Raw genomic sequence first — 15,318 nt, 5'->3', positions numbered from 1 at the left:
GGTTCCTGATCAGGCCCCGCCGGGGGTGCGGTTGCGGGGCTCTGCCCCGGACCCCGCGCCTCAATCGCCGGCGGGGCTTGAATTAGTCCAGGTAACCCCGCAACTGGTCCGCGAACGCGTGGTCGCGGAGCTTGTTCAGGGTCTTCGACTCGATCTGGCGGATGCGCTCGCGCGTGACGCCGAAGATGCGGCCGATCTCCTCGAGCGTGCGCGGACGCCCGTCCGCGAGGCCGTAGCGGAGCTGGACGACCTTGCGCTCGCGCTCGCCGAGCGTGGAGAGCACCGCCTCCAGGTGCTCGCGCAGCAGGAGGAAGGCCGCCGATTCCACGGGGCTCGTCGCGTCGCCGTCCTCGATGAGGTCGCCGAGCGCCACGTCGTCCTCCTCGCCCACAGGGGCGTGCAGGGACACCGGCTCCTGGGCGAGGCGCAGCACCTCGCTGACCCGCTCGTGCGGCAGGTCGAGGTGGGCGGCGACCTCTTCGGGGGTCGGCTCGTAGCCGCGCTCCTGGAGCATGCGGCGCTGCACACGGACGACCCGGTTGATCAGCTCGACGACGTGCACGGGCACCCGTATGGTGCGGGCCTGGTCGGCGAGGGCGCGGCTCATGGCCTGGCGGATCCACCAGGTCGCGTACGTCGAGAACTTGTAGCCGCGGGCGTAGTCGAACTTCTCGACCGCGCGGATCAGGCCGAGATTGCCCTCCTGGACCAGGTCGAGCATGGTCAGCCCGCGGCCCACGTAGCGCTTGGCCACGGAGACGACCAGGCGCAGGTTCGCCTCGATGAGGCGACGCTTGGCCATCCGGCCCATGACCACCAACCGGTCGAGGTCCAGGGCCAGTTGGGAGTCGAGGTCAGGGGCGTGCGCGAGCTTCTCCTCGGCGAACAGACCCGCCTCCACGCGCCGCGCGAGCTCCACTTCCTCGGCCGCCGTGAGCAGCGGAATCCGGCCGATCTCGCGCAGATACTGGCGGAACAGGTCGGAGGACGGACTGCCGCTTTCCGTACGGGCGCCGCGCACCGGCTCGGGCGGGTCCACCGACCCCGGAGAGGACCCGGCCGACTCCTCCGGCTCGGCCTCGGGATGGTGCGCGACGCGGCTCTGCGCAGGCACCGAGGCCAGTACGTCGCCCTGCGGCACGGCACCCTGGGGCGCGGCTTCGGGGTCGGCGAGGGCCTGCGCTGTGCTGTCGCTCTGGGTGAGGGTCTGGGTCTGCACGGGGGCGACCTCCAAAGTGATCGCATCTGAGGCGTGCGGCAGGGGGGCGGGAACGGCAGCCACGCCGCCGTCCTTCCCGTACGCGATGAGCGGAACCGCGGGGGTGTCGGACCCGTTGTCCGGGTTCCGGCCGCGCTCCGAGGACTCAGGCACCGCAACCCAGTGTGGAGTACGACACAGCGCCGCCACGAGGGGCGTGCGTTGACTTTTTGAGTCCGGTGCGTGACCGAGCGGTTACCGTGCTGGACGGTTACCCGCCCTTCCCCGATCCGAACGGGGAAAAACGGCGCGTTGGAGTGCGGCGGGCTACAGGGCTTCCGCGCCCCGCTCGCGAAGCGCCTGGCCGTACTGCTGGAGCACCCACAACTCGTTCTGCACCGTGGCCAGTTGTTGCGGGTCGCCGCCCGCGCCGAGGCGGGTGAGCGTGCCCTGGACGTCGCGGATGCGGCGGTCGACGGCGCGCTTGCGCACGGTCACCAGCTGCTCCCCCGCGTACGCCTCGTCGACGGTCTTGCGGCGGATGGCCTCGACGGCGAGCTCGGTCACCATCGCCCGCACCGCGTCGTCGGGCGCCGCCTCGCGCACCGAGACCAGGTACTGCTGCGGGTCGTGGACCCCCTGCTCAGCGCCGCCCGCGTCCATGATGGCCTGGCGGACGGCCGCGTACGGGTCGGCCGTGAACTCGTCGACCCCGTAGGCGTCGAAGGCCGGGGAGACCAACTGCGGGTACTGAAGCGCCAGTTTGAGCAGTTCGCGTTCGGTCGTGAAGACCGGGTTGCGCAAGGTGAGCGCCGGTCCGCCGAAGGGCCGGGCCGACGCGGCGGCGGGGGCGTCCTGCGGGCCGCCGCGCCCGGCGGCGGGCGCGGGCCCGCGGCCGCCGCGCTCACGGGCCCAGCGGGCGAGCTGCCCGACCCGCTTGACCACGAACTGGGTGTCCAGGATGCCGAGCATGCCGGCGAGCTGGACCGCGACCTCGTGCTGCGAGGCGCTGTTCTTGATGCGGGCGACCACGGGCGCCGCCTCGTCGAGCGCGGCGGCGCGGCCCGCCGGGGTCTCCAGGTCGTAGCGGCTCACGATCTGGCGGAGCGCGAACTCGAAGAGCGGCGTGCGCGGTTCGACCAGGTCGGCGACCGCGTCGTCGCCCTTGGCGAGGCGCAGGTCGCACGGGTCCATGTTGTCCGGCGCGATGGCGATGTACGTCTCGGCGGCGAACTTCTGGTCGTCCTCGAAGGCGCGCAGGGCCGCCTTCTGGCCTGCCGCGTCACCGTCGAACGTGAAGATCACGCGCGCCGAGCCGTTGTCCATCAGGAGCCGGCGGAGGATCTTGATGTGGTCGTTGCCGAACGCCGTGCCGCACGTCGCGATGGCGGTCGTGACTCCTGCCAGGTGGCAGGCCATCACGTCCGTGTACCCCTCGACCACGACCGCGCGGGAGGACTTCGCGATGTCCTTCTTCGCGAGGTCGATGCCGTACAGGACCTGGGACTTGCGGTAGATCGGCGTCTCGGGCGTGTTCAGGTACTTCGGTCCGTTGTCGTCCTCGCGCAGGCGGCGGGCGCCGAAGCCGACGACCTCGCCGCCGATGTCGCGGATCGGCCACATCAGGCGGCCGCGGAACCGGTCGATGGGGCCGCGGCGGCCCTCCTGGGAGAGACCCGAGAGCAGGATCTCCTTGTCGCTGAAGCCCTTGCCGCGCAGGAAGCGCGTGAGGTGGTCCCAGCCCGCCGGGCTGTAGCCGACGCCGAAGTGCTGGGCCGCGGCCTGGTCGAAGCCGCGCTCGGCGAGGAACGCCCGGCCGATCTCGGCCTCGGGCGACTCCAGCTGGTCGACGTAGAACTGCGCGGCGACCTTGTGCGCCTCGACCAGGCGGATCCGCTCGCCGCGCTGGTGGGTCGGGTTGTACCCACCCTCCTCGTAGCGCAGCGTGATGCCCGCCTGACCGGCGAGGCGCTCCACCACCTCGGAGAAGGAGAGGTGGTCGACCTTCATCACGAACGTGATGGTGTCGCCGCCCTCCTGGCAGCCGAAGCAGTGGAACAGCCCCTTGCTGGGGCTGACCTGGAAGGACGGGGACTTCTCGTCGTGGAAGGGGCAGAGACCCTTGAGGTTTCCGCCGCCCGCGTTGCGCAGTTGCAGGTACTCGGACACGACGGCGTCGATCGGGACCGCGTCCCGAACCGCCTTCACGTCCTCGTCATTGATCCTGCCTGCCACGCGGCAAGTCTACGGTGCCGCTCTGACACTCCTGTCACCGCTCGACGAGATCATTTGTCACTCCTCGACAAGATCACCGAGCGGGACCGACGGGTCCGAGAGCCGCTCGACGCCGGGCCTGGAGCCCGACCTGATGAGCCGCTGGATCTGCTCCGTGACGTCCCACACATTCACGTTCATCCCCGCGAGGACCTGCCCCTCCTTCAGCCAGAACGCGATGAACTCGCGCTTGCCCGCGTCCCCGCGCAGCACCACCTGGTCGTACGAGCCCGGGGGCGCCCAGCCCGAGTACTCCAGGCCCAGGTCGTACTGGTCGGAGAAGAAGTACGGCACGCGGTCGTAGCTGATGTCCTTGCCGAGCATGGCGCGGGCCGCGGCCGGGCCGCCGTTCAGCGCGTTCGCCCAGTGCTCGACGCGGAGCCTGTCGCCGAAGAGCGGGTGCTGGACCGCCGCCACGTCGCCCGCCGCGTAGATGTCCGGGTCGGAGGTGCGCAGCGTCGCGTCCACGGCGATGCCGCCGCCGTGCGCCCGGTCGGCCAGTTCGAGGCCCGCGGCCTCGGCGAGCGCGGTGCGCGGGGCGGCGCCGATCGCGGCCAGCACGTCGTGGGCCGGGTGCTCCTCCCCGTCGTCGGTGAGGGCGGCGAGGACCATGCCGTCCTGGCCCGTGATCTCGGTGAGCTTCGCGCCGAAGTGGAAGCGGACGCCGTGGTCGCCGTGCAGCTCGGCGAAGATCTGGCCGAGCTCGGGGCCGAGCACGGAGTGCAGCGGCGTCGCCTCGGGCTCGACGACGGTGACCTCCGCGCCGTACTCACGGGCGGCCGCCGCGACCTCCAGGCCGATCCAGCCGGCGCCGGCGATCACCAGGTGTCCGTTGTCCCTGCCGAGCGAGGCCAGCACGTTCTTCAGGCGCTCGGCGTGCGCGAGGCGGCGCAGGTGGTGGACGCCCGCGAGGTGCGTGCCCGGGATGTCGAGGCGGCGCGGCTCCGCGCCGGTGGCGAGCAGCAGCTTGTCGTAGCGGACGACGGTGCCCTCGCCGAGCCGCACGGTCTTGTCCGCGCGGTCGATCGTGGTGACCGTCTGGCCGAGGTGCAGCTCGATGTCGTTGCTCGCGTACCAGGCCGGTTCGTGGACGAAGACGCTGTCGCGCTCCTCCTTGCCCTGGAGGTAGCCCTTCGACAAGGGCGGTCGTTCGTACGGGTGGTCCCGTTCGTCACCGATGAGGATCACCCGCCCGGTGAAGCCCTCCGAGCGGAGCGTCTCGGCGGCCTTGGCTCCTGCGAGCCCTCCCCCGACGATGACGAACGTCTGGTCCGCGTCGACCACTTGATGCCTCCTCATAGCCATGCCGTCATATGCGAGCGTCCCGCACGCAGCGTAATGCGGGAAGGGGGCGTGGCCCGATCAGGGCATCTTTTCGTCACGCCCAGTGGTCGCGTCTCCCCTTCGATGATCCCCGCCGACGGTAAGCCGCGCGTGAAGGGATCTCGCCGAGGCGTCGGTCAGCGAGGCGATCTGATCGACGATCACGCGCTTTCTCGCGCGGTCGTCGGGCGCGGCGTCGAACAGCGCGCGGAACTGCGGGTCGAGGCCTTCGGGCGCGCGGGAGGTCAGCGCCTGCGCCAACTCGGCCACCACGATGCGCTGATCGGCCCTCAGGCGCTCCTGCTGGGGACGCTGCATCACATACCGGTCGGCGACCGCCTTGAGCACCGCGCACTCGAACCGGGCGGCGCGCGGCACCACCAGCTCCGCCGCGTAGCGCGTCAAACGGCCCGTGCCGTGTCTCGCGCGTGTCGCGCCCTCCGCGGCGAGGCAGAAGCGCCCGATCAGCTGGCTGGTCGCGTCCTTGAGCCGGGCCTGGGCGACGGCCGTGCCGTCGTAGCCGTGCGGCCACCACTCCTGGTCGAGGAGCCGGTCGAGGGCGGCGGCGAGCTCGGCGGGGTCCGTGCCCTCGGGGACGTAGCGTCCGATGGCGACCGCGAAGACGTCGGCGCGCTCGGGCTCCGCGTGCAGCACGTTCGGATCCAAGTGTCCCGCGTGCAGGCCGTCTTCGAGGTCGTGCACGGAGTACGCCACGTCGTCCGACCAGTCCATGACCTGCGCCTCGAAGCAGGTGCGGCGGCCGGGTGACATCTTCCTGATCCAGTCGAAGACCGGCCGGTCGTCCTCGTAGACCCCGAATTTCTGCGACTCGGGGTCACTGGGGTGCTCGCCGCGCGGCCACGGGTACTTCGTCGCGGCGTCCAGCGCGGCCCGCGTCAGGTTCAGACCCACGCTGGTCAGCTCGCCGGAGCTCTCGCTGCGCACGAAGCGCTTGGGCTCGATGCGAGTGAGCAGGCGCAGCGACTGCGCGTTCCCCTCGAAGCCGCCGCAGTCCTCCGCCACCTCGTTGAGCGCCTGCTCGCCGTTGTGCCCGAAGGGCGGGTGGCCCAGGTCGTGCGAGAGGCAGGCCGTCTCGACGAGGTCGGGGTCGCAGCCGAGCGCGGCTCCCAACTCCCGCCCCACCTGTGCGCATTCGAGGGAGTGCGTGAGCCGGGTGCGCGGGCTCGCGTCCCAGTGCCTGCTGCGGGTGCCCGGCGTGACGACCTGGGTCTTGCCCGCGAGGCGGCGCAGCGCCGACGAGTGCAGCACCCTGGCCCGGTCGCGCTGGAACGCCGTGCGCCCCGGGCGCTTGTCGGGCTCGGGGGCCCAGCGCTCGACCGCCGCCTCGTCGTACGCGTCGCTGCCTACGCTGTCTTCCATGGCCCGACAGTACGGGCAGCCACCGACAACCGGGAGCCGCGACGGCTCAGACGGACGCGGTACGCGCCACCGGGGCGTACGTGGCCGTGGCCGGAGCCCGGTCGTAGCGGTGCAGGACAAGGCGGGCCAGGTCCGGGTGGGTGCCCAGGGGTGCCGCGGCGATGCCGGGCGCCGCCGCGGCGGCCTCAGAGGCGAAGCGTCCGGGGGCGGTGAAGTACGAGGCGACGGCGATCCGGTCGCGGCCGTGGGCGGCGAGGGACCGGGCGGCCGTGGCGATGTCGGGGTCGGTGGCGGACGCGTACCCGGGGACGACGGGGACGCCGAGGCGGCGGGCGAGGAGCGCGGCCGTGCGGCGGACGTCGGCGGCGGCGTGCGGGTCGCGGGAGCCCGCGGCGGCGAGGACGACTCCGGCGCGGCGGCGGTCCCGGTCGCTGGGCCGCTCGGGCCAGCCGGCCTCGACGAGCCGGTCGTGGAGGGCCTCGACGAGCAGCGGATGCGGGCCGAGGGGGTCGGCGACGCGGGTGAGCAGGTGGTCGGCGGCGTCCGCGGCCCGCGGCAGGTCGTGCTTGACGTGGTGGCCGCGGGAGAGGAGCAGCGGCACGAGCACGGCGCGGCCCGCGGGCAGCTCGGCGAGGGTGTCGGCCAGCAGCGGTTCGTTGAGTTCGATGTGGCCGAGGCGGACGGTGAGGCCGGGGCGGTGCTCGCGTATCCGCTCGACGAGCGCGGTGACCGTGGCCAGGGCCCGGGGGTCGCGGCTGCCGTGCGCCACGAGCACCAGGGCGGGCGGCTGCCGGGGGGCGCGCAGCGGGGACACGTGGCTGAGTCTGCTGCCGAGCTGGTCGCTGATCATGGTGAGGAGTCCCGCCGTGCCGACTGTGTGATCCAGGTGGGTCGTGCCGTGGTCCATGGGGCCGTACGACTCGTCCGTCATGGACCGATCGTGCCGGGCCGGGGTTGCCGGGCTGTTGCCGGGCGGTGACGGGTGGTTGCCGGTCGTTCACCGGGCGGACGGGGTCGCGGTGAGCGGACACCGGGGCCGGCCCCCTCGTCACCGATGCGCGGCACCGGGGGCCGCCTTGCCCACCCTGCCTTCCCCAAGCTCTCCGACAAGCTCCGAGCAGGGGAGACCCCATGAGGCGGCAGATTGCCCAAGTCGGTGACGACCGACCGTCACGGGTGGGGAGCCGTGCCAGGGGCGGGGCGCCAAGGCGGCGGAGGCCAATCGTCGCGGGTGGCCAAAATCAAGCCCCTGCGGCGATTGAGCAGCGGGGCCCGGGGCGGAGCCCCGATCTTTTCCAGCCCCGCCGACGCTTGAGACGCGGGGTCCGGGGCGGAGCCCCGACCCTTCCAGCCCCGCCGACGCTTGAGACGCGGGGCCCAGGGCAGAGCCCCGATCCTTCCAGCCCCGCCGGCGATTGAGGCGCGGGGTCCGGGGCGGAGCCCCGTGACGTAAGGGCGGGTGGGCGAACCATAGGGGTGCCGGAAGCGTCTTAGGCCGGACCGTTGCCGACCAGCCGCACAGGGGACCCGCGATGCACCTGCCACGCACCCGGAGGGCTCAGCGCCGGACCGTCCAGGCGGCCATGGCGGCCTGCGTGGTGGCGCTGCTGCCTGCGACCTGGCTGTTCGTGTCGACCGGTGACCGGCTCCGGACCACGGCGGACGTGCCCCGCACCGGGGTTGCTGTGGTGTTCGGGGCGGGCCTGTGGAACGGGGAGCCCTCGCCCTACCTGGCGCACCGGCTCGACGCGGCGGCCGAGCTGTACCGCGCGGGAAAGGTCCGCGTCCTGCTCGTCACGGGCGACAACAGCCGCGAGGAGTACGACGAACCGGACGCCATGCGCGCGTACCTGACCCGCCACGGGGTGCCGTCGCGGGCCGTGGTCAGCGACTACGCGGGCTTCGACACCTGGGACTCCTGCGTCCGCGCGAAGAAGATCTTCGGCGTCGACCGGGCCGTCCTGGTCACCCAGGACTTCCACGCGCGGCGCGCGGTGGCGCTGTGCGAGGCCGCGGGCGTCTCCTCGTACGGGCTCGGGGTCGCCGAACCGCACGACGTGACCTGGTACGCGGGCGGGGCGCGGGAGACCCTCGCGGCGGCGAAGGCGGCGCTCGACGCGACGGTGCGGCCGGATCCGCACTTCCTGGGTCACGAGGAGAAGGGCGTGCGCGAGGCCCTGGACGCGACCTCACGCCGTCCGCAGGACGGCCGGGAGATGCCCGTTCCGGCTCCGTAACCGGGCGCGCGCCGACCGGCAACACATTCGGCGCACCCTCAAGGGCATGCTCAACACGACGGCGACGCCCACCCACTGCCCGTACTGCGCCTTGCAGTGCGGCATGAACGTGCTGCCGGGACCCTCGGTCGAGGGCCGCGCGGACTTCCCGGTCAACCAGGGTGCGCTGTGCGGCAAAGGGCAGAGCGCCGCGTCCGTGCTCGCCTCCGGGGTGCGGCTCACGGAGCCGCTGGTGCGCAGCGCCGCCACGGGCCGGCTCGAGCCCGCCACCTGGGAGGAGGCCCTTGACCGGGTCGCGGACGGTCTGGCACGCGCGCGTGCCGGGCACGGAGCGGACGCGTGCGGCGTGTTCGGCGGCGGTGGCCTGACGAACGAGAAGGCGTACGCGCTGGGGAAGTTCGCCCGGATCGTGCTCGGCACCTCGCAGATCGACTACAACGGCCGGTTCTGCATGTCGTCGGCGGCGGCCGCGGGGCAGAAGGCGTTCGGCCTCGACAGGGGGCTGCCGTTCCCGCTGGAGGACATTCCGCGTGCCGGGTGCGTGATCCTGGTCGGCTCGAACCTCGCCGAGACGATGCCGCCGGCGCTGCGCTACCTCTCCGAGCTCAAGGCCAACGGCGGCAAACTGGTCGTGATCGACCCCCGCCGCACCCGCACCGCCGACCAGGCGGACCTCCATCTGGCGCCCCGCCCCGGCACGGACCTGGCGCTCGCGCTCGGGATGCTGCACCTGGTGGTGGCGGACGGCCGGGTCGACGAGGAGTACGTGCGCGACCGCACGCGGGGCTGGGAGGAGGCCCGGTCCGCGGCGATGGCGCACTGGCCGGAGTACGTGGAGCGGGTCACGGGTGTGCCGGTGCCCCGACTGCGCGAGGCGGTCGGCATGTTCACCGGGGCGGAGACGGCGATGGTGCTCACCGCGCGCGGACCCGAGCAGCAGTCCAAGGGCACGGACACGGTGGGCGCGTGGATCAACCTGGCGCTCGCGACGGGGCGGCCGGGCCGGCCGTTCTCCGGTTACGGCTGCCTGACCGGTCAGGGCAACGGTCAGGGCGGCCGCGAACACGGCCAGAAGGCCGACCAGTTGCCCGGGTACCGCAAGCTCACGGATCCGGCGGCGCGGGCCCATGTGGCGGAGGTCTGGGGGGTGGATCCGGACGTGCTGCCCGGGCCCGGGCGGTCGGCGTACGAGCTGCTCGACGCGCTCGGCGGTGACATCCGGGCGCTGTTGCTGATGGGCTCGAACCCGGTGGTGTCGGCGCCCCGGGCGGCGCATGTGGAGTCCCGGATCCGCTCGCTCGACTTCCTGGCCGTCGCGGATGTCGTCCTCTCCGAGACGGCCGAACTGGCCGATGTGGTCCTGCCGGTGACGCAGTGGGCCGAGGAGACGGGGACGGTGACGAACCTGGAGGGGCGGGTGCTGCTGCGGCAGCGCGCGCTGACGGCTCCGCCGGGCGTCCGGTCCGATCTGGACGTCCTTCAGGGGCTCGCCGCCCGGCTCGCGCCCGAACGGGAGAAGGGGTTCCCGACGGAGGCGCGGGAGGTGTTCGACGAGCTGCGGCGCGCGTCCGCGGGCGGTCCTGCGGACTACTCCGGGATCAGCTACGAGCGGTTGGCCGAGGGGGAGGGTGTCTTCTGGCCATGCTCCTCGGAGGACGCGGCCGCCGACGCCGAGGGCTCCTCCGGTACGCCGAGGCTCTTTCTCGAACGGTTCGCCACGGAGGACGGGCGGGCGCGGTTCGTACCGGTGGCGCATCGGCCGGCGGCGGAGGAGCCGGATGCCGAGTATCCGCTGTACCTGACGACGGGGCGGGTCGTGGCCCAGTACCAGTCCGGGGCGCAGACACGGCGTGTGCCGGAGCTCAACAAGGCGGCTCCCGGGGTGTTCGTGGAGCTGCATCCGCGGTTGGCGGGGCGCCTCGGGGTGGCGCAGGGGGACGCGGTCGCGGTGACGTCGCGCCGCGGCCGGGTCGAGGCGCCGGCGCGTCTCACCTCGACGATCCGTCCGGACACGGTCTTCATGCCGTTCCACTGGCCCGGGGCGGGGCGCGCCAACACGCTGACCAACCCGGCGCTTGATCCCGCGTCGCGGATGCCGGAGTTCAAGGTGTGCGCGGTGCGGGTGGAGCGGGTGGAGCGGGTGGAGCGGGCGGGAGACCGGGTCGGGGCGTAGGACCTGTCGTCCGGATCAGGCCCTGGGCGCCGCCCCGCATCCGCTCAGGACGTCTCCGCCCGGACCCAGTCCAGGTAGGCGCCACTGCCCCGGACCACCGGTGTGGCGATGATTTCCGGGGTGTCGTAGTCGTGGTGCGACGTCAGCCAGGACTCCAGGTCCGCGTACCGCGCGACCGTGGTCTTGAGCAGCACCTGCCACTCCTGCGCCGTCTCGACCTCGCCCTCCCATCGGTACACCGACGTGACCGGTCCCACGATCTGCGCACACGCGGCGACCCGGTCGCGGATCGCCCCGCGGGCGAGGCCGGACGCCTTCTCGGCGGCGTCCGTCGTCGTGAGGACCGTCAGGACGGATGGCTCGGTCGGCTCGGACGGCTCGGTCTGCTCTGCTGACATGTCTGGATTCTCCATGCCGCCCATGGTGACCGGCCCGGCCGACCACGCTCCTTCACAGGTCCGACACTGCGGACCCCTGGACTCCGTTTGTCATGACCCCCTAAAACTGAATCAGCGTCAGGACTTGGAAGTCGCCGCTCATCTCACCGTCCCCACGGAGCCGCCTGATGAGACACATACGGACCACATCGCGCCTCACCACCGGCATCACCACCCTGGCCACCCTCCTCGCCGCCCCCCTCGCCCTCGCCCCCACGGCGACCGCGGCCCCCGCCTCCGCCGAGGCCACCTCCGTCCGGGACGTGATCACCGACCCCGACGGGGCACGGCACATCCGCTACGACCGGACGTACGATCAACTCCCCGTACTGGGCGGCGACTTCGTCGTGCACGAGGCCGCCGACGGCACGTACGAGGGCACCGACCGCGCCGTCCCCGGCAGCGTCTCCGTCCCCTCCACCACACCCCGCCTCTCCGCCCCCAAGGCCGCGGACCTCGCCACCACGCTGCTGCGCGAGGCCAACCCGGGCGCACTGCTCCGCGGCCTCGTGGCCAAGCCGCGGCTCGTCGTGGACGCGCTGCACGGCAGCCCCAGGCTGGCCTGGCGGACGACGGCCGCCGCCAAGGACCCGCTCGGCAACCCCAAGGCGCGTACGGTCCTCACCGACGCCACCACCGGCGCCGCGATCGACTCCTGGGACAGCCTCGAAACCGCCGCCCCCACGGGCGAAGGACGCTCCCTCTACTCCGGCACCGTCCCCCTCACCACCAGCCGCGCCTCCTCCGGCGGCTATCAGCTCAGCGACGCCACCCGCGGCAACACCTACACCGGCGACGCGGGCAACAAGACCGACATCTGCGTCCTCGGCATCTGCCTGGAGCGCGCCCCCGCCAAGGTCTTCACGGACGCCGACAACCACTGGGGCACCGGAACGACCGCGGACCGCAGCACGGCCGCCGTCGACGCCCAGTACGGCACGGACCAGACCTGGGACTACTACAAGGACATGCACGGCCGGATCGGCATAGCCGACGACGGCAAGGGCTCGTACAACCGCGTCCACTACGGGAAGGACTACAACAACGCCTTCTGGGACGACAACTGCTTCTGCATGACGTACGGGGACGGCGACGGCAAGACGTTCGGCCCGCTGGTCGCCCTCGACGTCACGGGCCACGAGATGTCCCACGGCGTCACCTCGTCCACCGCGGCCCTCACCTACTCCGGCGAGTCCGGCGGCCTCAACGAGGCGACCTCCGACATCTTCGGCACGCTCGTCGAGTTCCACGCGAACAACGCCTCCGACCCAGGCGACTGGCTCATCGGCGAGAAGATCGTCAAGCCCGGGGCGAAGGTGTCGGCCCTGCGCTACATGGACAAACCCAGCCGGGACGGGAAGTCGGCGGACTGCTGGAACAAGAACGTCGGCAGCCTCGACGTGCACTACTCATCCGGCGTCGCGAACCACTTCGCGTATCTGCTCGCCGAGGGCAGCGGCCCGAAGACGGTCGGCGGCGTCCACAACGACAGCCCGACGTGCGACAAGTCGACGCTCCCCGGCATCGGCAAGGAGAAGCTCGGCAAGATCTGGTACCGCGCGCTGACCGTCTACATGACGTCGTCCACGGACTACAAGGGCGCGCGCACCGCGACCCTGAAGGCGGCCAAGGATCTGTACGGGTCGGACAGCAAGGAGTACGCGGCCGTGGCCGCCACCTGGTCGGCGGTGGCGGTGAACTGACCGGGCATCACCCGCACGCCGCCTCCGTCACCCGGTCGCACGCCTCCCCGCTCCCTTCGGCTACTTTCCAGCAGATACGCCGGTGACCTGCTGGAACGTACCGGAGGGAGCGTCAGGGACACGGCGGGGGAAGGGGTCCTGACGTCACATCAGGAGGCGGGACGGCGCCACTGGCACTTACCTCGTCCTTGGCAGGGCGCGCCCGACGCCCGCGAAGGAGCTTGGACGATGCGCGTGCGCAGGGGCATGGGCCGACCGCTGACCGCGGCGGCGTTCCTCACCACCGCGGCCACGACGGCGATGCTCGCCGTCGCCGCGCCCGCGACCGCCGCGCAGGGCGGCCTTGAGGTCTACCCGGCGACGGCGGCACCGGGCGACCGGGTCACGGTGGACACCACCGCGTGCGGCGGGAGCGGCACGGCGGCCGGCGACGCCAGCGCGATCGGCGCGGGCACCTTCACCCTGGCGCCCGACACGGGCGACCCGAGCGCGTCCAACGCCATGGGGCGCTTCCGGATCCCGGTGTCCGCGCAGCCGGGAACGTACGAGATCGTCGCGAGGTGTGCGGGCGGCCCCGAGGTGACGGGCGACCTCATCGTCTCCGTGACCGGATCGGACGTCTCCGTGGCCCAGCTGCCCAAGGGCCATGTGGACACGGGCGTCGGCGGCGCCCTCGGCCCCGAGCCCACGCGGACCTCCGCGGGTGTCGCGGCGCTCGCGCTCGCCGCCGCGGGCGGCACCTGGCTGCTGCACCGCAGGGCGCGCGGCGACCGCATCTGAGCCGGTCCCGCACCACCCGCCCCGTGATCGAGTGACGAACTGCGAGGAACCCAGGACCCCATGCGCAAGCCCACGCGCACCGGCACGCGCCCGCGTGCCACGAACCGTGCCAACACCGCCATGGGAACGGCCACCGCCCTGGCCCTCGCCGGTGGCGCCTGGCTGCTGGCCAGCGGGGCGGAGGGGCAGCCGCCGCCCCAGCCGTCCGCCGCGCAGGCCCACGTCGACCGGGCCCGTGAAGCGCCCGCCGCCGCTCCCCTGGCCCCCTCCCCGCCGGACCGCGTCCGCATCCCGTCACTCGCGGTCGACGCCCCGCTGATGGGCCTGGACCTGAACCGCTCCGGCAGCCTCGACGTGCCACCGCCCGGCAGGAAGAACCTCGCGGGCTGGTACCGGGCCGGCACCAAGCCCGGAGAGACGGGCACCGCGGTGATCGCGGGCCACGTCGACAACGCGCGCGGCCCGTCCGTCTTCTACGCCCTGGGCTCGCTGAAGCGCGGCCGTGCGATCGAGGTGCGGCGGCGGGACGGTTCGGCCGCCGTGTTCACGGTGGACGCGGTCGAGGTGTACGACGCGAAGCACTTCCCCGACGCGAAGGTGTACGGCGCGGCCCGCCGCCCCGAGCTCCGGGTGATCACCTGCGGCGGACCGTACTCGCGCACAACGGGCTACCAGGGGAACGTGGTCGTCTTCGCGCACCTGACGGGAAGCCGCTAGTACCTCTCCTTCGAGAGGGCGGCTCAGGCCACCCACTGCTCGTACGCCATCTTCACCACCAGCGCGCACACCACCGTCAGCAGCACGACGCGCACGAACCCGGCGCCCCGCTTCAGGGCGGTGTGCGCGCCCACCATGCCGCCCGCCAGGTTGAACACGGCCATCAGGCCCGCGAGCTGCCAGTAGACCTGGCCCTTCCAGGCGAACATCGCCAACGCGCCCGCGTTGGTGCAGCAGTTGACGATCTTCGCGGTGGCGGAGGCGGTGACCAGGTCGAGGTGGAGGATCGCGGTCAGGGCCAGGACCAGGAAGGTGCCGGTGCCCGGTCCGATCAGGCCGTCGTAGAAGCCGATACCGAGGCCCGCGAAGCCGATGGCGGCCCAGATCCGGCGGGGCGAGGTCGGGACCGTAGACGGGGCCGTGCCGAACGCCGGGCGGAAGATGACGAACGCGCCGACCGCGACGAGGACCACCATCACGACCGGTTTGAGGACGTCCGTGCTCATGCCCGTCGCGAGCAGCGCCCCGCCGGTCGACCCGGCGAGCGCGGCCGTCCCGATGCGGACGGCGAGGCGTACGTCGACGGGGGCCTTGCGGGCGTAGGTGACGGCGGCGCCCGTGGTGCCGACGATGGCGACGGCCTTGTTGGTGCCGAGGGCGTGGCCCGCCGCGGCGGAGTTCGGCAGGCCGAGGAGGAGGGCCGGGAGCAGGAGCAGTCCGCCGCCGCCCACCACCGCGTCGACCCAGCCCGCCGCGAGCGCGGCGACGCACAGGACGACGACGGTGGTCAGTGATATGTCAGGCATGATCAGGACTCTACGGACGGGCGGCCTGCACGACCCCGGGGCCCCCGGAAGGCTGAGGTTGATCTGAGGGTTCCGTATCGGTGTGCGGGACGGCCCGGTCGGGGGCCGGGGGCGCCGCCGGTTCGACGGTGAGCGCGAGGCACGCCGCGACCACCGCGCTGGCCGAGGCGAGCCCGGCGGTGAGCCTGCGGCGGGCCTGGATCGTGGGGGCGTGTGCGGTGCGGGCGGGTCTGGTGTGGCGGCCCATGGCGGTGTCTTCTCTTCTCCGGAATCGAGGCGGGGCAGGGCGG

Annotated in this window: 13 protein-coding genes; 5 read left to right on the top strand and 8 right to left on the bottom strand. The window is 72.7% G+C overall.

Going from position 1 to position 15,318, the window contains the following annotated elements; translation table 11 throughout:
- Positions 1 to 82 precede the first annotated feature (82 nt).
- The 5 genes from ACNYS0_RS27585 to ACNYS0_RS27565 form a co-directional block, all read right to left on the bottom strand.
- Entirely contained in the window at positions 83 to 1,372 is a 1,290-nt protein-coding gene (locus ACNYS0_RS27585; RefSeq protein WP_422477129.1) for an RNA polymerase sigma factor, read from the bottom strand.
- 153 nt (positions 1,373 to 1,525) lie between these two features.
- On the bottom strand, positions 1,526 to 3,433 hold the full coding sequence (gene dnaG, locus ACNYS0_RS27580) for a DNA primase (RefSeq protein WP_422477128.1): 1,908 nt from the start codon (positions 3,431 to 3,433) through the stop codon (positions 1,526 to 1,528).
- Positions 3,434 to 3,490: 57 nt separating this feature from the next.
- Positions 3,491 to 4,756, bottom strand: a complete 1,266-nt coding sequence (locus ACNYS0_RS27575; protein ID WP_422477127.1) for an NAD(P)/FAD-dependent oxidoreductase — start codon at positions 4,754 to 4,756, stop codon at positions 3,491 to 3,493.
- A 78-nt stretch (positions 4,757 to 4,834) separates the two neighbouring features.
- The gene (locus tag ACNYS0_RS27570) at positions 4,835 to 6,175 is read right to left on the bottom strand and encodes a deoxyguanosinetriphosphate triphosphohydrolase (RefSeq protein ID WP_422477126.1); all 1,341 of its coding nucleotides are present in this window, start codon (positions 6,173 to 6,175) and stop codon (positions 4,835 to 4,837) included.
- 46 nt (positions 6,176 to 6,221) lie between these two features.
- Positions 6,222 to 7,082 carry a sirohydrochlorin chelatase gene (locus ACNYS0_RS27565; RefSeq protein WP_422482793.1) on the bottom strand — a complete coding sequence of 287 codons (861 nt, stop codon included), beginning with the start codon at positions 7,080 to 7,082 and terminating at the stop codon, positions 6,222 to 6,224.
- A 625-nt stretch (positions 7,083 to 7,707) separates the two neighbouring features.
- Here ACNYS0_RS27565 and ACNYS0_RS27560 point away from each other — a divergent pair.
- Both ACNYS0_RS27560 and ACNYS0_RS27555 read left to right on the top strand, forming a co-directional pair.
- Positions 7,708 to 8,412, top strand: coding sequence for a SanA/YdcF family protein (locus ACNYS0_RS27560; RefSeq protein ID WP_422477125.1), 705 nt, complete (start codon positions 7,708 to 7,710; stop codon positions 8,410 to 8,412).
- Positions 8,413 to 8,458: 46 nt separating this feature from the next.
- Positions 8,459 to 10,585, top strand: a complete 2,127-nt coding sequence (locus ACNYS0_RS27555; protein ID WP_422477124.1) for a molybdopterin oxidoreductase family protein — start codon at positions 8,459 to 8,461, stop codon at positions 10,583 to 10,585.
- A gap of 44 nt (positions 10,586 to 10,629) precedes the next feature.
- Here the strand turns inward: ACNYS0_RS27555 and cutA are convergent, their stop codons facing one another.
- Complete coding sequence (cutA, locus tag ACNYS0_RS27550; RefSeq protein ID WP_422477123.1) at positions 10,630 to 10,983, bottom strand: divalent-cation tolerance protein CutA; 354 nt, start codon at positions 10,981 to 10,983, stop codon at positions 10,630 to 10,632.
- Positions 10,984 to 11,150: 167 nt separating this feature from the next.
- Between cutA and ACNYS0_RS27545 the strand changes: the two genes are divergently transcribed.
- The 3 genes from ACNYS0_RS27545 to ACNYS0_RS27535 all read left to right on the top strand — a co-directional run bounded on the left by ACNYS0_RS27545 (position 11,151) and on the right by ACNYS0_RS27535 (position 14,222).
- A complete protein-coding gene (locus ACNYS0_RS27545) occupies positions 11,151 to 12,725 on the top strand; it encodes a M4 family metallopeptidase (RefSeq protein WP_422477122.1) in 1,575 nt (524 codons plus the stop codon).
- A 228-nt stretch (positions 12,726 to 12,953) separates the two neighbouring features.
- Entirely contained in the window at positions 12,954 to 13,505 is a 552-nt protein-coding gene (locus ACNYS0_RS27540; protein ID WP_422477121.1) for a hypothetical protein, read from the top strand.
- Between the two features lie 60 nt (positions 13,506 to 13,565).
- On the top strand, positions 13,566 to 14,222 hold the full coding sequence (locus tag ACNYS0_RS27535) for a class F sortase (protein WP_422477120.1): 657 nt from the start codon (positions 13,566 to 13,568) through the stop codon (positions 14,220 to 14,222).
- 23 nt (positions 14,223 to 14,245) lie between these two features.
- On the opposite strand, the gene ACNYS0_RS27530 is transcribed toward ACNYS0_RS27535, so the two are convergent.
- Both ACNYS0_RS27530 and ACNYS0_RS27525 read right to left on the bottom strand, forming a co-directional pair.
- Positions 14,246 to 15,028, bottom strand: a complete 783-nt coding sequence (locus ACNYS0_RS27530; protein ID WP_422477119.1) for a sulfite exporter TauE/SafE family protein — start codon at positions 15,026 to 15,028, stop codon at positions 14,246 to 14,248.
- 10 nt (positions 15,029 to 15,038) lie between these two features.
- The gene (locus ACNYS0_RS27525) at positions 15,039 to 15,275 is read right to left on the bottom strand and encodes a hypothetical protein (RefSeq protein ID WP_422477118.1); all 237 of its coding nucleotides are present in this window, start codon (positions 15,273 to 15,275) and stop codon (positions 15,039 to 15,041) included.
- Between the last annotated feature and the right edge of the window lie 43 nt (positions 15,276 to 15,318).

Origin of the sequence: Streptomyces anthophorae, assembly GCF_049310305.1 — a bacterium.
In the GTDB taxonomy this organism is placed as follows: domain Bacteria; phylum Actinomycetota; class Actinomycetes; order Streptomycetales; family Streptomycetaceae; genus Streptomyces.
Note: the sequence above shows the minus strand (reverse complement) of the source record. Positions and strands in the feature narration are given on the sequence as shown.

Excerpts from the sequence above, each read along its gene's own strand:
- ACNYS0_RS27530 (WP_422477119.1), bottom strand. The coding sequence starts at position 15,028 with ATGCCTGACATATCACTGACCACCGTCGTCGTCCTGTGCGTCGCCGCG.
- ACNYS0_RS27545 (WP_422477122.1), top strand. The coding sequence starts at position 11,151 with ATGAGACACATACGGACCACATCGCGCCTCACCACCGGCATCACCACC.
- ACNYS0_RS27570 (WP_422477126.1), bottom strand. The coding sequence starts at position 6,175 with ATGGAAGACAGCGTAGGCAGCGACGCGTACGACGAGGCGGCGGTCGAG.
- cutA (WP_422477123.1), bottom strand. The coding sequence starts at position 10,983 with ATGTCAGCAGAGCAGACCGAGCCGTCCGAGCCGACCGAGCCATCCGTC.
- ACNYS0_RS27525 (WP_422477118.1), bottom strand. The coding sequence starts at position 15,275 with ATGGGCCGCCACACCAGACCCGCCCGCACCGCACACGCCCCCACGATC.
- ACNYS0_RS27560 (WP_422477125.1), top strand. The coding sequence starts at position 7,708 with ATGCACCTGCCACGCACCCGGAGGGCTCAGCGCCGGACCGTCCAGGCG.
- ACNYS0_RS27540 (WP_422477121.1), top strand. The coding sequence starts at position 12,954 with ATGCGCGTGCGCAGGGGCATGGGCCGACCGCTGACCGCGGCGGCGTTC.
- ACNYS0_RS27555 (WP_422477124.1), top strand. The coding sequence starts at position 8,459 with ATGCTCAACACGACGGCGACGCCCACCCACTGCCCGTACTGCGCCTTG.
- ACNYS0_RS27565 (WP_422482793.1), bottom strand. The coding sequence starts at position 7,082 with ATGGACCACGGCACGACCCACCTGGATCACACAGTCGGCACGGCGGGA.
- ACNYS0_RS27535 (WP_422477120.1), top strand. The coding sequence starts at position 13,566 with ATGCGCAAGCCCACGCGCACCGGCACGCGCCCGCGTGCCACGAACCGT.